This is a genomic window from uncultured Lutibacter sp., assembly GCF_947495725.1.
Classification (GTDB): domain Bacteria; phylum Bacteroidota; class Bacteroidia; order Flavobacteriales; family Flavobacteriaceae; genus Lutibacter.
The window spans coordinates 294,279-311,423 of record NZ_CANLZZ010000005.1 but is presented as its reverse complement, the minus strand read 5'-3'; the positions used below and the strand labels follow the sequence as shown (position 1 = coordinate 311,423).

The window sequence follows — 17,145 nt, the reverse complement described above, 5'->3', positions numbered from 1 at the left end:
TAAATGTATGTTTTATTTCAGTTGAATTATTGCTGTTTGAGGAACTGATGCTCCAAGTTTTACACTTAAATCTCCCGGTGATGCATTTCCAACTACTATTTTGTAATTACCTTTTCTCCAAACTCTTTCTCCTTCCTCATTTACAACTTTTAAATCTTCTGGATTAATTGAAAATGAAACTGATTTCTTTTCTCCTTTTTTTAATGAAGCTCTACTAAATCCTTTCATACTTTTTAAAGGAATTCCTCCTGAAACATTTTCTGGACATATATATAGTTGTACTACTTCTTCAATATCAAAATTCCCAACATTCTCAACATCTACAGTTACTTCTAACGTTTCTTTTTTCTTCAATTTTGTTGAATTTAAAACCAAGTTACTGAATTCTGTTTTCGAATATGTTAACCCATAACCAAAAGGAAACATTGGATCTTTAGTCATATATTTATATGTTCTACCTTTCATAGAATATGCATCATAAGATGGTAATTGATCTACGTTTTTAGGAAATGTAATTGGTAATTTTCCTGAAGGAGATACTTTTCCAAACAACACATCAGCAACTGCATTTCCACCTTGCTCACCCGGATACCAAATTTGAAGAATAGCATCGCAATGCTCTTCAATTCCTTCTAAAGAAACCGGACCTCCACTAGCAATTACCAATATTAAAGGTTTATCTTTTTTCTTTTCAATAATTTGATGAATGTATTTAATCTGATTTTCTGGCAATTTTAAATTAGGTTTATCACCTCCGTGAGCCGAAGCAATTGCATCAACACCTTCTCCTTCTAAATCTGCAGTTGTTCCAACAACACAAATAGTAACATCAGATTCTGCAGCTACATTTGGCGCCCAGTTTTTTGGGTTTGGATTTAGTTGAAACGGCAAAGCTCCACTTCTATAGTTTAATGAAGTTCCTAAAGAAACAGCATCTGTAATACCTTCTACAATAGTTACCATTCCTGTACTAACGCCATAATAACTTCCCATTAACATATCGTTTGAATTTGCGAAAGGTCCTGTTACATAAGGAATTTTTATTTCAGGAGAAAGTGGTAATACATTATTCTTGTTTTTTAATAAAACAATAGATTTTTGTGCTGCTACTCGAGATAATGCAATATGCTTTTCTGAATGAATTACTTCAGGTCCAATTTTTGAAAAAGGAACATCTTCTTGCTTATCAAACATTCCTAAACGGAAACGAGTTTTAAACAATTGGATAACTCTTTTATTGATTAATTCTTCCGTAATTAATCCTTTTTCTAATGCTTTTTTTAAGTTTTTATAAGTACCTCCACAATTTAGATTTATGCCTGCAGTTAAAGCCAATGCCGAAGCATCTAAAGCTGTTTTTGCATATCCTTGTTTTCCTGCAGCACCTGAAATAGCTCCACAATCTGAAGTTACATACCCATCAAAATTCCAGTTTTCTCTTAATGTTTCTTTCACTAAAAATTCACTAGTACAAGAAGGCTTTCCAAAAACCATATTATAAGCTGTCATTACACCTTCTACTTTTGCATCTTCAACTAAAGCTTTAAAGGCTGGGAAATAAGTTTCGTTTAAATCTTGTTTAGAAACCTCAACGTTAAATTCTAATTTACCGTGTTCAGGACCAGAATGCATTACAAAATGTTTTGCACAAGCTGCAGTTTTTAAATAATTTGGATCATCTCCTTGTAAACCTTTTACAAAGGCAACTCCAATTTTAGACATTAAAAAAGGATCTTCACTATATGATTCTTGTCCACGACCATAACGAGGATCACGGTACAAATTTACAGTTGGAGACCAAAAAGTAAGTCCCGCAAATTTACTATGATTTCCCATAGCTTGAGAAATTGAATATTTTGCTCTTGCTTCATCAGATATTGCAGATGCAACTTCTTTTATTAATTCAGGATCAAAGGTTGCACCTAATCCAATTCCTTGTGGAAAAATAGTTGCTTTTCCATTACGTGCAACACCGTGTAATGCTTCACTCCACCAATTATAATCTGCAACTTTTAATCTTGGAATAGCTGCTGAAGCGTGTACCATTTGACTTATTTTTTCATCCAATGTCATTTGAGAAACCAAAATTTTCGCTCTTACATCAATTGGTAATTCCTTATTTTGAAAAGAAAAATCAACTTCTTGAGCTTTCACCAAAAATGGAGAAATAATTAGAAGTATTAGAATTAAGTTTTTAATAGATAATATGTTCATTTTTTTATACTCTAAGCTTTTAATATTTATTAATTTTCAGAAGACAAATAACCTTCCTTTGTTCCGTTTAAATAAGCAATATTCCAACCTGAACCCCAAGCTGCACTCCAAATAACATTTTCGTTATATGGATCTGGTTTTACATCTACCATTTTATCTTGATTTCCTAAACCTTTGTTGATTTTAGTCCAGTTTTTTCCATCATCTTTTGAAAGATAAATTCCTGGATTCATAAATTCTGTAGCTCTACTAACTATTTGACCAGGAACACTAATTATTATTAATTCTGGATTAACAGGTGAGGTTTCAGCTTGCCAAACGTAAGGTGCTTTAAAAATTTGCTCCCAAGTTTTACCGTTGTTTTTACTTCTCCAAACACCACCTTCATTATAAGTTCCATTTCTTCTACCTGTACTTATAAAAACATCTTTGGTATTTCTATCAATAAATACATTGTTAACAGCTTTTATTTCTGAAGGAATTTTAATTTTACTCCAATTATTTCCTTTATTTGTTGAAATGTACAAACCTCCATTGTCATCATTTGAAGCAGCATAAAAGGTTTCTGAATTTTCTGGATCCATTATTATTCTTCGAATACTAAATTCTTTATGAAACCCTTCATTACTTAAATTCCAGGTTAAACCACAATCAAAAGAGCGGTAAAAACCATAACCTCCTTTGGTTAATTCTTGTGCTTTGCTTCCGCCAATTTCAGAAATTTTATGACTCGTAGCACAGAAATACATATTTTTAGGATTGTTAGGATCTATTAATAGTGAGTTTTGAGGAGCAACTGATTGCCAAGGTCCATTATCTGCTTCAAAAATGGTTGCTATATTTTCCCAAGTTTTTCCTCCATTGGTAGTTTTGCGTAATTTCCCTCTGTGTTCTTGACGCCAACTTAATGTAAAAATGGTATTAGGATCATTAGGATGAACCGCCACAGTTGAAGTAGAATGTTGTCCTTGCATTCCGCTATGATCGTGAACTTGTCCATCAATTTGTTCTACTGCAACTGCTTGTTTGTCTTTCCAGCCATCTAAGCTTGTTGTTTGCCATAAACCGTGTTCACCGCTACATAACAACCTTCTTCCTTTAATTCCTGTTTCGTGCAGCATAAACCTTCCTGGCAAATTACTATCGCCACGTCCAATCCATTTTCCACTTCCTTTAGAAGTTTCAAAATCATCTATTTGTTGCCAAGTTTTACCGTTATCTGAAGATCGTTGTGTTTGCTGACCAATTTGTATAAATACTTCTCCTTTTGAATTGATTACTAAAAATCTATTTCCAAAACGAGTTTCATTTTGTTCTTCATAAGATCTGCTTACGTGTGAAAATTCTACATTTGCTCCAATAGGATTTCCTTTACTAATCCAATAAGATTCATCTTTTTTATTCAACCAATATTCACCAGAACGTGCACAAATTACCCAAGTTTTTCCTGCATTTTCTGTTTTCCAAGCATCACCAGGACCAAAACTTCTATCGTGACGTTGATTAGCCACTAAATAAATTTCGTTTTTATTTGTTGGATTTACAACTATTTTATTAAAAGCTGAATAGGTGTTTTTTGGAAACTCAGGATACTTTTCTTTTGATTTTTCACCTAAAAAAATACTTAATGCCTTGTGATAATTATTTCGGTGTGAAGCATCGGTTATTTTGTTGAAATTAACACCTAAATCTCCAGTAATACTCACCCAATTTTTTCCTCCATCTGTACTTTTAAATACGCCACCTTTTGTTGAAATGCTTTTACCTTTTGGTTTATACATTGTTTGTTCAACTAAAAATAGTACAAACTCTTTTGTTTTTTCATTATAAAATGAAGTTAAATCTCGAGGTAAGTTATTTGGTAATCCTTTTGATGTATTTTCCCAAGATAAACCACCATCAAAACTAAGAAGCAAACCAACATTAGTAGCCATAATAACATTTTTATTGTTATTTGGGTTGACAATAATTTTTCCGACATCGGTATTTTTAGGTAAGCCTTGGGTTATTTTTTTCCAAGTTTTTCCTTTATCTGTAGATTTATAAATATATCCATAAGAAGCATATTTAAATGCAACTCCATTTGGGTTTTTTCTGGTTCTAACATTATTTTTTACATTCCAAAAATCACCAGCACCTACATACCAAATATTCTCGTTAGATGGGTCAACTGCTAACTCACTGTGTCGAGTTCCTTCTTGTTCAAAATACCAACCTTTTTTAAATGAATCTGGATCGTTAGGATCTATGCCAATTTCTTTATAACTTTTTCCTAGTTCTTTGGTTTTAGTCCAAGAACGACCTTTGTCTTTAGTTTCATAAACCCATCCGTTCCAATCTAAAGCCATTCCAAAATCAGGATTTTGTAATGAAAATTCTATGTCCAATACTCTTTTCATTTCAAGACTTAAACCGTCAGAATCTTTAATAGTTTGCCAAGATTTTCCATTATCCCAAGTACCATAACTTACGTGCATATCTGGCCCCATAAACATAACGTTAGCATCTGTTGGATGACACCAAAACTCTTCGCAATAACCAGACATACCTGGGCCGAAGTTTTTCCATTCAATTGATTGGTCGGATTGTATTCTCTCAATTCTAATCTTCGAGAAAAAAGCTTCCCTATCTTTATTTGAATCTTGATTGCAACTAACAAAAAATGTTGTGGCTAGAACTAAACTGAAAAGAATATTGATTTTTTTCATAGTAAATTATTTAATAATAGCTTTAAACCAGCCACTTCCCCAAGCTGCACTCCAAATAATGTTTTCATTATAAGGGTCAAATTTTATATCTACCATTTTGTCTGGTTGTCCAATACCTTTATTAATCTTTTCCCAACTTTTCCCTCCGTTTTTTGTTAAATAAATTCCAGGATTTTTAAATTGATCAAATTTTGATTCAACCTGAGCAGGAACATTTACCATAATCAAGTTTGGGTTTAATGGAGAAACTTCGGTTTGCCATACATAAGGAGCTTTAAAGAATTTTTTCCAAGTTTTACCGTTGTTTGTGCTTTTCCAAACTCCACCGGTTTCAATAGAACCAGTTCTAAAACCTGCAGATAAATACATGTCTTTAGTATTTCTATCAATAAAAATGTTGTTTACACCTTCAATTTCTGAAGGAATATTCATCTTTTTCCAAGATTTGGCTTTATTAGTTGAAATGTATAAACCTGAAGGGTCTTTTTTTCCTCTTTTATTTAAACAAGCATATAACGTTTTTGGATTATCTGGATGCATTACAATTCTTCTAACACTTGCATTTTGTGGCAATCCATTATTTTTTAGGTTCCAAGTATAACCTCCATCAGGTGAATGATACACGCCGTAACCTCCTTTAGTCAATTTTCCTTTACTTCCTCCACCAACTTCTTGAATTGGTCTTTTAATTGCGCAGAAATAAATATTCTCTGGATTTACAGGGTCAACAGTTAAAGAATATTGATAACCTAAATCTTCCCAAGATCCATTATCAGCTTCAAAAATGGTTGCTATATTTTCCCAAGTTTTACCGCCATCAGTACTTCTTCTAAACTTACCGCGGTGTTCTTGACGCCACATTAAAATATAAATAGTATTAGGATCATTTGGATGAACCGCCACCGTAGAAATTGAATGTGCTCCGTGATTTCCACTATGATCGTGTACTTGACCTTCTATTTGTTTTACAGCCACAGCATCTTTATCAGGGTAATTACCTAAATCGGCGGTTTGCCATAAACCATGTTCACCAGAACATAATAAATATCGGTCTTTTATTCCAGTTTCAAGTAACATATAACGTCCTGGTAAATCACTATCACCACGACCTATCCAAGCATTACTTCCAGGCGCAGTTTCAATATCATCAATTTGTTGCCAAGAACTTCCGCCATCGTTAGAACGTTGCGTTTGTTGACCAACACCAATAAAAACTTCACCAACAGAATTAATTGCCAATAAACGGTTTCCAAATCTTGTTTCACTTTGTTCTTCATAAGAACGACTTACGTGAGAAAATTCTACGTTTGCTCCAATTGGATTTTGGTTACTTTCCCAATATGCTTTATCTTTTTTATTAAACCAATATTCACCAGCACGTGCAATTATAACCCAAGTTTTTCCACCATCTTCAGTTTTCCAAGCATCACCAGGTCCAAAACTTTTATCGTGACGTTGATTAGCTACTAAATAAATTTCATTTTTATTTATTGGATTTACAACAATTCTATTAAATCCTGAATAGGTGTTTTCTGGAAATTGAGGATATAGTTTTTTTGAGTTTTCACCTAAAAAGTAACTCAATGCTTTATGATAATTATTTCTGTGTGAAGCGTCTTTAATTTTATTGAAGTTTACACCTAAATTACCCGTAATATTTTCCCAACTTTTTCCGTTATCAGTACTTTTATAAACACCTCCTTTTGTTGAAATACTTTTACCTTTTGGTTCGTAAATTGTTTGTTCAACTAAATACAAAACAAATTCTTTTGTTTTTGGATTGTAATACGAAGTAAAATCGCGAGGTAAATTATTTGGTAATCCTTTTCCACTAGGCTTCCAATCTTCACCTTCATTATTACTTACAAAAACACCATAATTTGTTGCAATAAAAAGTTGTTTTGGGTTATTTGGATTGAAAATAATACGTGCAACATCTAAATTTTCAGAAATATTTATTGCTACTTTTTTCCAAGATTTTCCGTGGTTAGTAGTTTTTAAAACGTATCCGTATTTTGCTCTAGGATGTTTTTTTCCGTGAATATTTTTTTTAGATCTATGGTTGTCTTTCACATTCCAAAAATCTCCAGCGCCAACAAACCAAATATCATCATTTGTAGGATGAATTGCAATTTGAGTATGCACATTTGTTCCAAATTTTGTAGCTCCCGGTATTGTATAGATTAACTCCCAAGTTCTTCCTCTATCAGTTGTTTCAAATATGTTACCTCTTCGTTCTAAAGCAAGTCCAAAATCAGGGTTTTTAGTTGAAAACTCAATATCTAAAACTCGTTCTAAATCTTTTCCAAAACCATCAGAATCTTTAATGGTTTGCCAAGATTTTCCATTGTCCCAAGAACCATAACTCACGTGCATATCTGGCCCCATAAACATTACATTTACATCTGTTGGGTGACACCAAAACTCTTCATTATAACCAGACATTCCTGGGCCAAAGTTTTTCCATTCTACAGAAGCATCTGAACTAATTTTTTTTGTCGCAATTTTTCTAAAAAAAGCATTATCCATTTGAGCATTTGCTAAAAACGGAATTAAAAAAAGTAAGTAATAAATGTTTTTCATATTTCGATTTAATTTTAGACTATAAATTTACCCTCTAAATATTAATAAAAACGTGTTCAATGTTCTAATAGCTATAACAAATGACTATATTTACAGTAATTATAACGGTTATTTAACTGTTACATCTGGCGTAAACAACTAGATATTAATGTATTTAACAAATAGTAATGACACATAAGAATTTCGAAATCCAAGAAATTGAAAATGCATTTGAAAGGATTAGAACCCATAAATTATTTAAAAGATCGGCCCTTCATATTCGAATTTTAAGATACCTAATTGACCAAGCAATTGCTAAAAATGATGTAAAAGAACAAACCATAGGAATTGAATTATTAAATGAAAACTATGACTCTGAACAAAAGAATAGTAAAGTTAGAGTTTACGTTTATAATCTACGTAAAAAGTTAGACGAATATTACGAAGAAACTGCTGATAGTGAAACAATTATGTTTCATATTGAAAAGGGTCAATACAACCTTAGCTTTAAACAAAATATTGAAGAAAAAGCTAGTAATTTTAAGCAATCTTATTTTAAGTTTCAAATATCAAAAAAATTATTATTTATAACTTTAGGACTATTACTTATTTCTTTGTTAGGAGTATTTATTATTAAAAACAATAGACCAACTTATTTATGGAAACCTTATCTTTCAAAAAACAATTCACTTTGTGTAATTGCCGATAAGTTTATAGTTTCGGATAGAACTTCGAAAAAGAATGCTCATTTTGCAATGTATCCTGATATTATTAGTTCTAATACTTTAGAAAAGTACGAAAATGAAAACCCTAATTTAGATCTTAAGAAATCAAGTTTTACTATGCTAACAAAAATGGCTCCATTTGGGATTCATTATTTAGACCAATGGTTTCATAAATTCAATAGTAGTTTTGATCTATTGTTAGAAAGCGATGTTCAATTTTCAGATTACGCCGATAAAAATGTAATTTATATTGGTCAATCTAAGTATATGACTACTAGTAAATCGCTTTTCTTAAAGAATAGCAAGGTTTTTAAGGCTGAAATTGATGGTTACAGTTTTAAAAGTGCTCATGGAATAAAAAAATATGTGCCACAAATTTATAAAGTGAATTACAAGGAATATGCAATGGTTTCTTATCAAAAAATGGATAATGGTAATTACGCACTATTTTTTGTATCTAATCATGATATTGGTGTTATTGCCACCCTAAAAATGTTTACTTCAAAAGAACAATTAAAAGAGTTTTATAAAAAAATTCCGAATCCGAATTCAGAATTTAACGCACTTTTTGAAGTGAATGGTTTACAGCGCAACGATATGAATTGCGAACTAATTGAGTTGGAAATAATAGATTAGTGTAAATCTCCTTTCAATTTACCGTCCATATTAAATTTTAATATAAAAAAAACCTGCTAAAATAATTAGCAGGTTTTTAGTTTTTATTTTTAGTTTACAAATTAGTTTATATCGTAATAACCAGGTATATGTGCGTTTCTAGCACAATCTAAAATATCATTACGTTCGCCTCGGCTAATTAATCGGTCTCTTCTCCACATATAAGTAATACCAGATAGTTTTCTTAAGAAATCACGGTTTAACTCTTCCCAGTTATCTCCATCGTATTGGCTGTTGATGTCTTCAATTAAGCTATCTAGTTCGTCCATCATTGTAGAACCGTTACGCGCAAATTGGTTTTCAATATCTAAGCGACATTCTGCTCCACTTATATAAAAGTCTTCTGTTGTGTTTGAGAAAGGGTGATTGTCTCTAAAATCTTTTACACCATCGTTATCATCATCATCATCACAAGCATCACCTTCATCGTCTCCATCATAATTTGCTTGGTTGCTGTTTGGTGTATACGGACAGTTATCGTATTCATTCATAATGTCATCTCCATCAATATCATCATCGCAAACATCACCTATACCATCTTCATCCATATCTTCTTGGTCTGGGTTTCGTGTGTTTGGACAATTGTCGTCTTCGTTTAAAATACCGTCTTCGTCAATGTCTGGATTGCAAACTCCGAATCTTAGATTGTCAATTGTCTCATAACTAGAGCTGTTTACAATTATTTTAGTTATAGGTGTTTGGGAAATAAATCCAATAAATAATCCTTCACTTGACGAAACTGTCATAAATGAATTTGAATAAATAAGGCCTTCATCGTCATATAATTCAACTATATTATAATAGTTTGCCCCCCTCCAGCCAAATAATTCAAAACTAATATAATAAGATGAGCTTTCTGTAAAGTCAATAACTAAAAAATCACTGGACCTATTAGTTGTAATTTTAAAATTTCCTGATGTATTGGTTTCGTTTACATAGAATTCATTATAGCCTCCTTCAAGGTTAAACGAAACTCCTGAAACAATCTCACCAGGATCATATAGGTTGTTGGATGTGAATTCATTAAGAGGAGAACTTATGGTGTAGTTTTGTTTATTTGTTGGTTCGAAATCTTCAAGTATCAAGTCATCACAAGTATCTAACAGGAAGTCTTCCTCATTATAATAAGTAATAATTCCTGATGTTTCATCAACAGTTTTAGATTTTATATTTGATTTTTTGCTCTGAGTTGTAAAATCATCACTATTAAAATTAATATAATCAGAAGCAGGTATATTTTCTTGTGTCTTCATTTCTGAATTTTCTATGACAGTGTCACTTTCTTTTTCACAACTTATTGCAAAAACAGCTATTAATAGTAAATAGATAATTTTTTTTAAATGTTTCATAGTTTTTAGGTGTTAGTTAGTTAAATTTTAGATTTTTTCCATTAAAAGTTACAATTTAAGCGCTCCTAATAATTTTGGGGAGCAACATAGTTTCTTTTAAACGCCATGTAAATTTAATTATATCTATTTGTTTTATTAAAAAAATAAAATATTTCTAATAAAATACACGATAACGTAAATAAATGGCAATTAAATAACTGTTTAATTAGATTTACACTTATTGTAAAATAACTTAATTTTATAACTGTTTTACATAGGTTTACTTAAAACAATAAAAAAACCTGCTAAAATAATTAGCAGGTTTTTAGTTTTTAATTTATGGTTTACAAATTAGTTTATATCGTAATAACCAGGTATATGTGCGTTTCTAGCACAATCTAAAATATCATTACGTTCGCCTCGGCTAATTAATCGGTCTCTTCTCCACATATATGTAATACCAGATAGTTTTCTTAAGAAATCACGGTTTAATTCTTCCCAGTTATCTCCATCGTATTGGCTGTTAATGTCTTCAATTAAACTATCTAATTCGTCCATCATTGTAGAACCGTTACGTGCAAATTGGTTTTCAATATCTAAGAAACATTCTGCTCCACTTATATAAAAGTCTTCTGTTGTGTTTGAGAAAGGATGGTTGTCTCTAGAATTTCTTACACCGTCATTATCAAAATCGTCTAAATTTCCAAAAGAAGCATTTTCTAAATTTGGTTGAGATCTGTTATAATAATCAAAACTTATTTCATCATTATTAACATTATAAGGGCCGTACATATAACCCAAAATTTCAATTTTCCCAATAGAAATATTTGATTTTACACCCCAAAAATTATTATAACTATAAGAATAGTCAGTAGCTATTAAGTTTTCATCCGTATCATAAACTTTATATGTATAATAATTATTATATGTTAATGTAAAATTAACCGAATTTACATCTGATTCAGTAAATTTAATTACAAGATCAGTAAAACTATAATTTGAGAAAAGTGTTTTATCATAGCTATTATTACAACTTGGACAATTTGGATAATTATAGTTACTTCTACTAATAAAGAAACCATTATTATCAATCCATCCTTCAAGTCGCTCACGCACTTCTTCATCGTTCTCCTCAAAATAATAACGGAAATATTGTGCATTGTAATCAACTTCAAGCATTTCCTCATTTATTTTTTGTTCAAAAGAAATACCTGATGTAAAATCACCAGGATTAAATTTGTTATGTAAATTATTTTCATTTAATATTCCTGGAAACGAGTAGGTAGTTCCGAAACTAAGATAATAACTGTAAGTCGGATCACTTAGATTTTCATGATAATCATCCCAAGAATAATCTTCAATGGCATTTTCAAAATCTTCTGTTGTTAAGTTGTTATTACCAAATTCTTCGGCAGTATTAAAAAACATTACATTTTCATTATATGAGCGTTGTGCAGTTTTTGTTGGTGAAGCGCTTTTGTCTTGTAAGGCTTTCTGTTCTCTAAAATAAGCATCTAAACCTCCAGTTTTCATTATTTCAAATAATGACATTGGGGCATCATCGGGCAGATTTTGTATTTTTTTTGTTTCAGAAGCTGAATTTTCTAGCGTTAAAGTTTCTTTTTCACAACTAATTGCAAAAACTGCTATTAAAAGTAAATAGGTGATTTTTTTTAAATGTTTCATAGTGTTTGTTGATTTTTAATTAGTATGTTTTTACATAGGTAATATTGAGTATATAGCATTTTAATTGTTAATATATTTTATAATACCTAATAAAAACAGCAATATACGGAATAAAAAATAATAAAAAGATGTTTGATTTGATTTGATAATAGATTCAACAATTGTTAAAACTTCTATAATAGTAGATACAACGGTTTTAATTAGGTATAGAAACTGTAACCTTTAGCTGTTCGTATTTAAATAATTTAACAAAAAAACCTGCTAAAATAATTAGCAGGTTTTTAGTTTTAATTTATGGTTTACAAATTAGTTTATATCGTAATAACCAGGTATATGTGCGTTTCTAGCGCAACTTAAAATATCATTACGTTCGCCTCGGCTAATTAATCGGTCTCTTCTCCACATATAAGTAATACCAGATAGTTTTCTTAAGAAATCACGGTTTAACTCTTCCCAGTTATCTCCATCGTATTGGCTGTTAATGTCTTCAATTAAGCTATCTAGTTCGTCCATCATTGTAGAACCGTTTCGTGCAAATTGATTTTCAATATCTAAGAAACATTCTGCTCCACTTATATAAAAGTCTTCTGTTGTATTTGAGAAAGGATGGTTGTCTCTAGAATCTTTTACACCATCGTTATCATCATCATCATCACAAGCATCACCTTCATCGTCTCCATCATAATTTGCTTGGTTGCTGTTTGGTGTATACGAACAGTTATCATATTCATTCATAATGTCATCTCCATCAATATCATCGTCACAAACATCACCTATACCATCTTCATCCAAATCTGCTTGGTCTGGATTTGGAGTAGTTGGGCAGTTGTCTATATCATCAAAAACACCATCATCATCGCTATCATCACAAACATCACCTATTCCGTCTTCATCCATATCTGCTTGATCTGGGTTTGGTGTTTCAGGGCAATTATCAATAGCATCTGGAATTAAATCATTATCAAAATCTGGGAAACAAGATCCAAATGACAAATTGTCAATCCAAGCTCCTGGTGTTCTTGGGCCACCACCTGCTTGTACTGTAATTTGAGTAATTGGCTCATTTGCTTTTACTCCCCAAAATGTGTTTGCTCCCGAATTAAAAGTGTAATAATCTATAATGCCATTTTCTCCTGAAATTGTGATATTTACATCTCCAGTAGCGTCAAATGACAACCTTATATCCATACTTACAGTACTAATATCATTTGAAATAAAATCTATTACTAAGGCATTATCACTCACCGGAGCTAACTGTTTAGAAGGTCCATAAGGAAGGTCTGCAACAGCTAAAGTACCTTCTCTTCCATCTGGTTCTTCTTCTTCTTTCTCTACACTAAACACCACACCTGTCGCAATTTCATTAGGCAAAAACACTCCATTATTTGTTGTTGCATCTAAATTTTCAGAAAAAAATACAATTGTACCATCAGGTGTTCTGTATCTTGCTTCTTCAAAATCTTCTAATGTCATTACATCACATGAAATATCTATAAAATTTTCCATATCAGTATAATAAGTAAGTCCTGCTTCTTCGCTTAGTTTTGCCTTAATTTTAGTAGTATTTTTTGTTGTTTTTACAGGTAAGGTTTTAAAATAAGTGTTAAAATCAAAACCTGCATTAATCATTTTTTGAATAGCTTGATAATCTTTAAAATTAAAGTTTTCATCTAGTTCAACTTTTATGTTCTCAGAAGAAGTAATTGCTTCTTTCTCACAACTTATAGTAAAAACAAGAAGTAAAATTAGATAGCAGGTAATTTTTAAATGTTTCATTGTTTATGTAATTTAAATTAATAATAATTATTCTTTCTTATTCAATAAAGCGATGAAATGAATTTAAAAAGCAACATTAACTATAAGGTTTGCTTGTTGAGAGGGTATGAATTTACTTATTATTTAAAGTTAACACTTTCCTAAATCCTAAACTAATTTAGGAATATTATTATTAAACACCTAAAATCAACTCTTTTTATTTAATTATTTTTTTAGAAAGACTGATTAATTGAAAGCAAAAAGCCTCTCAAATGTTGAAAGGCTTTTTTTGATGTTAATTTGTTTTAGTATTTATTATCTAATCAATACTCCTGGAATACCAGAATCTCTAGCGCAACTTAATATATCATTACGTTCGCCTCGGCTAATTAATCGGTCTCTTCTCCACATATAAGTAATACCAGATAGTTTTCTTAAGAAATCACGGTTTAATTCTTCCCAGTTATCTCCATCGTATTGGCTGTTAATGTCTTCAATTAAGCTATCTAGTTCGTCCATCATTGTAGAACCGTTTCGTGCAAATTGGTTTTCAATATCTAAGAAACATTCTGCTCCACTTATATAAAAGTCTTCTGTTGTGTTTGAGAAAGGATGGTTGTCTCTAGAATCTTTTATACCATCGTTATCATCATCATCGTCACAAGCATCACCTTCATCGTCTCCATCATAATTTGCTTGGTTGCTGTTTGGTGTTAACGGGCAGTTATCGTATTCGTTCATAATGTCATCTCCATCAATATCATCGTCACAAACATCTCCTATACCATCTTCATCCATATCTGCTTGATCTGGGTTTGGCGTGTTTGGACAATTGTCATCTTCGTTTAAAATGCCGTCTTCGTCAATGTCTGGGTTACAAGTTCCAAATCTTAAATTATCTATGGTTTCCCAACCATATCCCAATAAATTGAGGGTAATTCTTTTTATTGGGCTTAAACTTTTAATACCAAAATAAGTTGGAGAATTAGTTATATTAGGAACAGTTGTAGTACCAATTATTCCGTCTTCATCATAAAAATCTAATTTCATTGGTAAAATATTATTCCAATGTGATATAAGATCCATACTAACATTAAATACATCGTTATTTTCAAATTCTATATTTAAATAATGAATTTCATAATCATTACTTGTATAATGTGTTCTTAAATAGGTAGATGCATAGTTATTTTCTAAACCGCCTGGCATTACAACCATATCTCCTGTAGGTCCACCTGCAGAAGCATAGAAAAATACATTTTCAGAGATATCTCCTTCAGCATAAACTCCATTATTCTCGGATTCATCTAGATTATTATAAATTAAACTGTAATCGGTGTTTAAATTTATTGAAGACTCAAAATCTTCTAATTCAAGATTTTCACATCCATTTAAATTAAACTCATTTTGATCATAATAAAAGGTTAAACCAGATATTTCATCAAAAACTTTACCTTGAAAATCTTTATTTTTAGTTGCTGGTTGAGGTGAGTTTTCTAAAATTCTTTGAAACTCAATTTCGTTCATAAACGCTCCAGTTTCAAGAGGTAGATTTTTTAATTCTATTTTTTGTTGATCCTGATTAAAAATTTCAGGTTCAGCAACAGTTTCTTTTTCACAACTTACAATCAATGTAATTGTTAGTAGTAAATAGATAATTTTTTTTAAATGTTTCATAGTTTTTAGGTGTTGATTAGTTAAATTTTAGATTTTTTCCATTAAAAGTTACAATTTAAGCGCTCCTAATAATTTTGGGGAGCAACATAGTTTCTTTTAAATGTTATGTAAATTTAATTATATCTGTTTATTTTATTAAAAAATTAAAGTATTTCTAATAAAATACACGGTTCCACAAATAAACGGTAATTAAATAACTGTTAATTAGGATTTACACCTATTGTAAATAACTTAATTTTATAACTGTTTTATATAGGTATGCATAAAACAATAAAAAAACCTGCTAAAATAATTAGCAGGTTTTTAGTTTTTAATTTATGGTTTTAGCTATCTAGGAACATTATACATTGGCATATCATAATAAGGAATACCAGAATCTCTAGCGCAACTTAATATATCATTACGTTCGCCTCGGCTAATTAATCGGTCTCTTCTCCACATATAAGTAATACCAGATAATTTTCTTAAGAAATCACGGTTTAACTCTTCCCAGTTATCTCCATCGTATTGGCTGTTAATGTCTTCAATTAAACTATCTAGTTCGTCCATCATTGTAGAACCGTTACGCGCAAATTGGTTTTCAATATCTAAACGACATTCTGCTCCACTTATATAAAAGTCTTCTGTTGTGTTTGAGAAAGGATGGTTGTCTCTAAAATCTTTTACACCATCGTTATCATCATCATCATCACAAGCATCACCTTCATCGTCTCCATCATAATTTGCTTGGTTGCTGTTTGGTGTTAACGGGCAGTTATCGTATTCATCTAAAATACCATCATTGTCGTCATCTTCATCACAAACATCACCTATTCCATCTTTATCGTTATCCTCTTGGTCTGCATTAGGTGTTTCTGGACAGTTGTCGTCTTCGTTTGGAATGCCGTCACAATCATAGTCTAAGTCTATTATTTCTATAACATCAAATTCTATTTGAGCAGGACCTGTCAATCCTTGTGGGATAACTTCCGAAAAATATAATCTTACAGTAGTTCCCGTATAGCTAGAAAGATCGGCTGTATGGGTTAGCCATCCAGTATCTCCAGATGGATTTGTATCTTGCGTCCCAGTTGAGAAACTATATAAAGTTGTAATAACATTATTGCTAATTGGGTCCCTTAATTGCACATCGAAAGTTCTTGGTTCATCAGCAAAATTAGCTCCAGTTATTTCAAAATCCCATTGAATTCTATTTTCCCAAGATAATTGAACATTACATCCACAAATATATACATCTTGGTACATTACAAAATCCACTGGAGTAAAACCATCAAAACTATTCCAAGCAACCATTGACCCATCTTGTGGTGAGGTGCTGTCCATACCAAAACCTATACCACTATCAGAACCCGAAACTTGCCATGATGGGGGATAAGGCGTTCCATTAGTTACAATATTCCAACCAGTAAAATCACCAGTTTCAAAGCTACCGTTAATTAGTTGACAAGGATCTTCTATTGGAATTACAATTTCAGATTTACTGTTTAAAATGGTATTGTTTTTATTAGAATCAGCGGCTGAGTAATTTGGGTAATTGTATAATTCATTCTGAATATTCATTTCAGAATTTTCAGGTAAAGCATCGGTTTCTTTTTCACAACTTACCAACAATGTTATTGTTAGTAGTAAATAGGTTAGTTTTTTTAGGTGTTTCATAGTTTTTAGGTGTTAGTTAGTTAAATTTTAGATTTTTCCATTAAAAGTTACAATTTAAGCGCTCCTAATAATTGTGGGGAGCAACATAGTTTCTTTTAAATGTTATGTAAATTTAATTATATCTGTTTATTTTATTAAAAAATTAAAGTATTTCTAATA

General features: G+C 31.1%; 7 protein-coding genes and 2 pseudogenes. 1 reads left to right on the top strand and 8 read right to left on the bottom strand.

All coding sequences use genetic code 11. The features are described from left to right. Positions 1 to 12: 12 nt before the first annotated feature. The 3 genes from Q0776_RS13495 to Q0776_RS13485 are packed head-to-tail and all read right to left on the bottom strand — an operon-like array spanning position 13 to position 7,505. Positions 13 to 2,214 carry a glycoside hydrolase family 3 C-terminal domain-containing protein gene (locus tag Q0776_RS13495; RefSeq protein WP_298369244.1) on the bottom strand — a complete coding sequence of 734 codons (2,202 nt, stop codon included), beginning with the start codon at positions 2,212 to 2,214 and terminating at the stop codon, positions 13 to 15. A gap of 29 nt (positions 2,215 to 2,243) precedes the next feature. Then, positions 2,244 to 4,922 (bottom strand): hypothetical protein, encoded by a 2,679-nt coding sequence (locus tag Q0776_RS13490; RefSeq protein ID WP_298369241.1) that lies wholly within the window; start codon positions 4,920 to 4,922, stop codon positions 2,244 to 2,246. Between the two features lie 6 nt (positions 4,923 to 4,928). Continuing rightward, positions 4,929 to 7,505, bottom strand: a complete 2,577-nt coding sequence (locus tag Q0776_RS13485) for a hypothetical protein (RefSeq protein WP_298369238.1) — start codon at positions 7,503 to 7,505, stop codon at positions 4,929 to 4,931. Positions 7,506 to 7,672: 167 nt separating this feature from the next. Between Q0776_RS13485 and Q0776_RS13480 the strand changes: the two genes are divergently transcribed. After that, positions 7,673 to 8,845 carry a hypothetical protein gene (locus Q0776_RS13480; RefSeq protein ID WP_298369235.1) on the top strand — a complete coding sequence of 391 codons (1,173 nt, stop codon included), beginning with the start codon at positions 7,673 to 7,675 and terminating at the stop codon, positions 8,843 to 8,845. Positions 8,846 to 9,249: 404 nt separating this feature from the next. Here Q0776_RS13480 and Q0776_RS17825 read toward each other — a convergent pair. The 5 genes and pseudogenes from Q0776_RS17825 to Q0776_RS13450 form a co-directional block, all read right to left on the bottom strand. Beyond that, positions 9,250 to 9,510 (bottom strand): annotated as a pseudogene (locus tag Q0776_RS17825) (thrombospondin type 3 repeat-containing protein); the annotation flags it as partial. 1,053 nt (positions 9,511 to 10,563) lie between these two features. Then, positions 10,564 to 11,898 (bottom strand): hypothetical protein, encoded by a 1,335-nt coding sequence (locus Q0776_RS13465; RefSeq protein ID WP_298369232.1) that lies wholly within the window; start codon positions 11,896 to 11,898, stop codon positions 10,564 to 10,566. 306 nt (positions 11,899 to 12,204) lie between these two features. Then, complete coding sequence (locus tag Q0776_RS13460; protein ID WP_298369229.1) at positions 12,205 to 13,674, bottom strand: thrombospondin type 3 repeat-containing protein; 1,470 nt, start codon at positions 13,672 to 13,674, stop codon at positions 12,205 to 12,207. 594 nt (positions 13,675 to 14,268) lie between these two features. Further along, positions 14,269 to 15,330 (bottom strand): annotated as a pseudogene (locus tag Q0776_RS13455) (thrombospondin type 3 repeat-containing protein); the annotation flags it as partial. Positions 15,331 to 15,657: 327 nt separating this feature from the next. Continuing rightward, positions 15,658 to 16,986, bottom strand: a complete 1,329-nt coding sequence (locus tag Q0776_RS13450; protein ID WP_298369225.1) for a thrombospondin type 3 repeat-containing protein — start codon at positions 16,984 to 16,986, stop codon at positions 15,658 to 15,660. Positions 16,987 to 17,145 lie beyond the last annotated feature (159 nt).

Excerpts from the sequence above, each read along its gene's own strand:
- Q0776_RS13495 (WP_298369244.1), bottom strand. The coding sequence starts at position 2,214 with ATGAACATATTATCTATTAAAAACTTAATTCTAATACTTCTAATTATT.
- Q0776_RS13490 (WP_298369241.1), bottom strand. The coding sequence starts at position 4,922 with ATGAAAAAAATCAATATTCTTTTCAGTTTAGTTCTAGCCACAACATTT.
- Q0776_RS13485 (WP_298369238.1), bottom strand. The coding sequence starts at position 7,505 with ATGAAAAACATTTATTACTTACTTTTTTTAATTCCGTTTTTAGCAAAT.
- Q0776_RS13480 (WP_298369235.1), top strand. The coding sequence starts at position 7,673 with ATGACACATAAGAATTTCGAAATCCAAGAAATTGAAAATGCATTTGAA.
- Q0776_RS13465 (WP_298369232.1), bottom strand. The coding sequence starts at position 11,898 with ATGAAACATTTAAAAAAAATCACCTATTTACTTTTAATAGCAGTTTTT.
- Q0776_RS13460 (WP_298369229.1), bottom strand. The coding sequence starts at position 13,674 with ATGAAACATTTAAAAATTACCTGCTATCTAATTTTACTTCTTGTTTTT.
- Q0776_RS13450 (WP_298369225.1), bottom strand. The coding sequence starts at position 16,986 with ATGAAACACCTAAAAAAACTAACCTATTTACTACTAACAATAACATTG.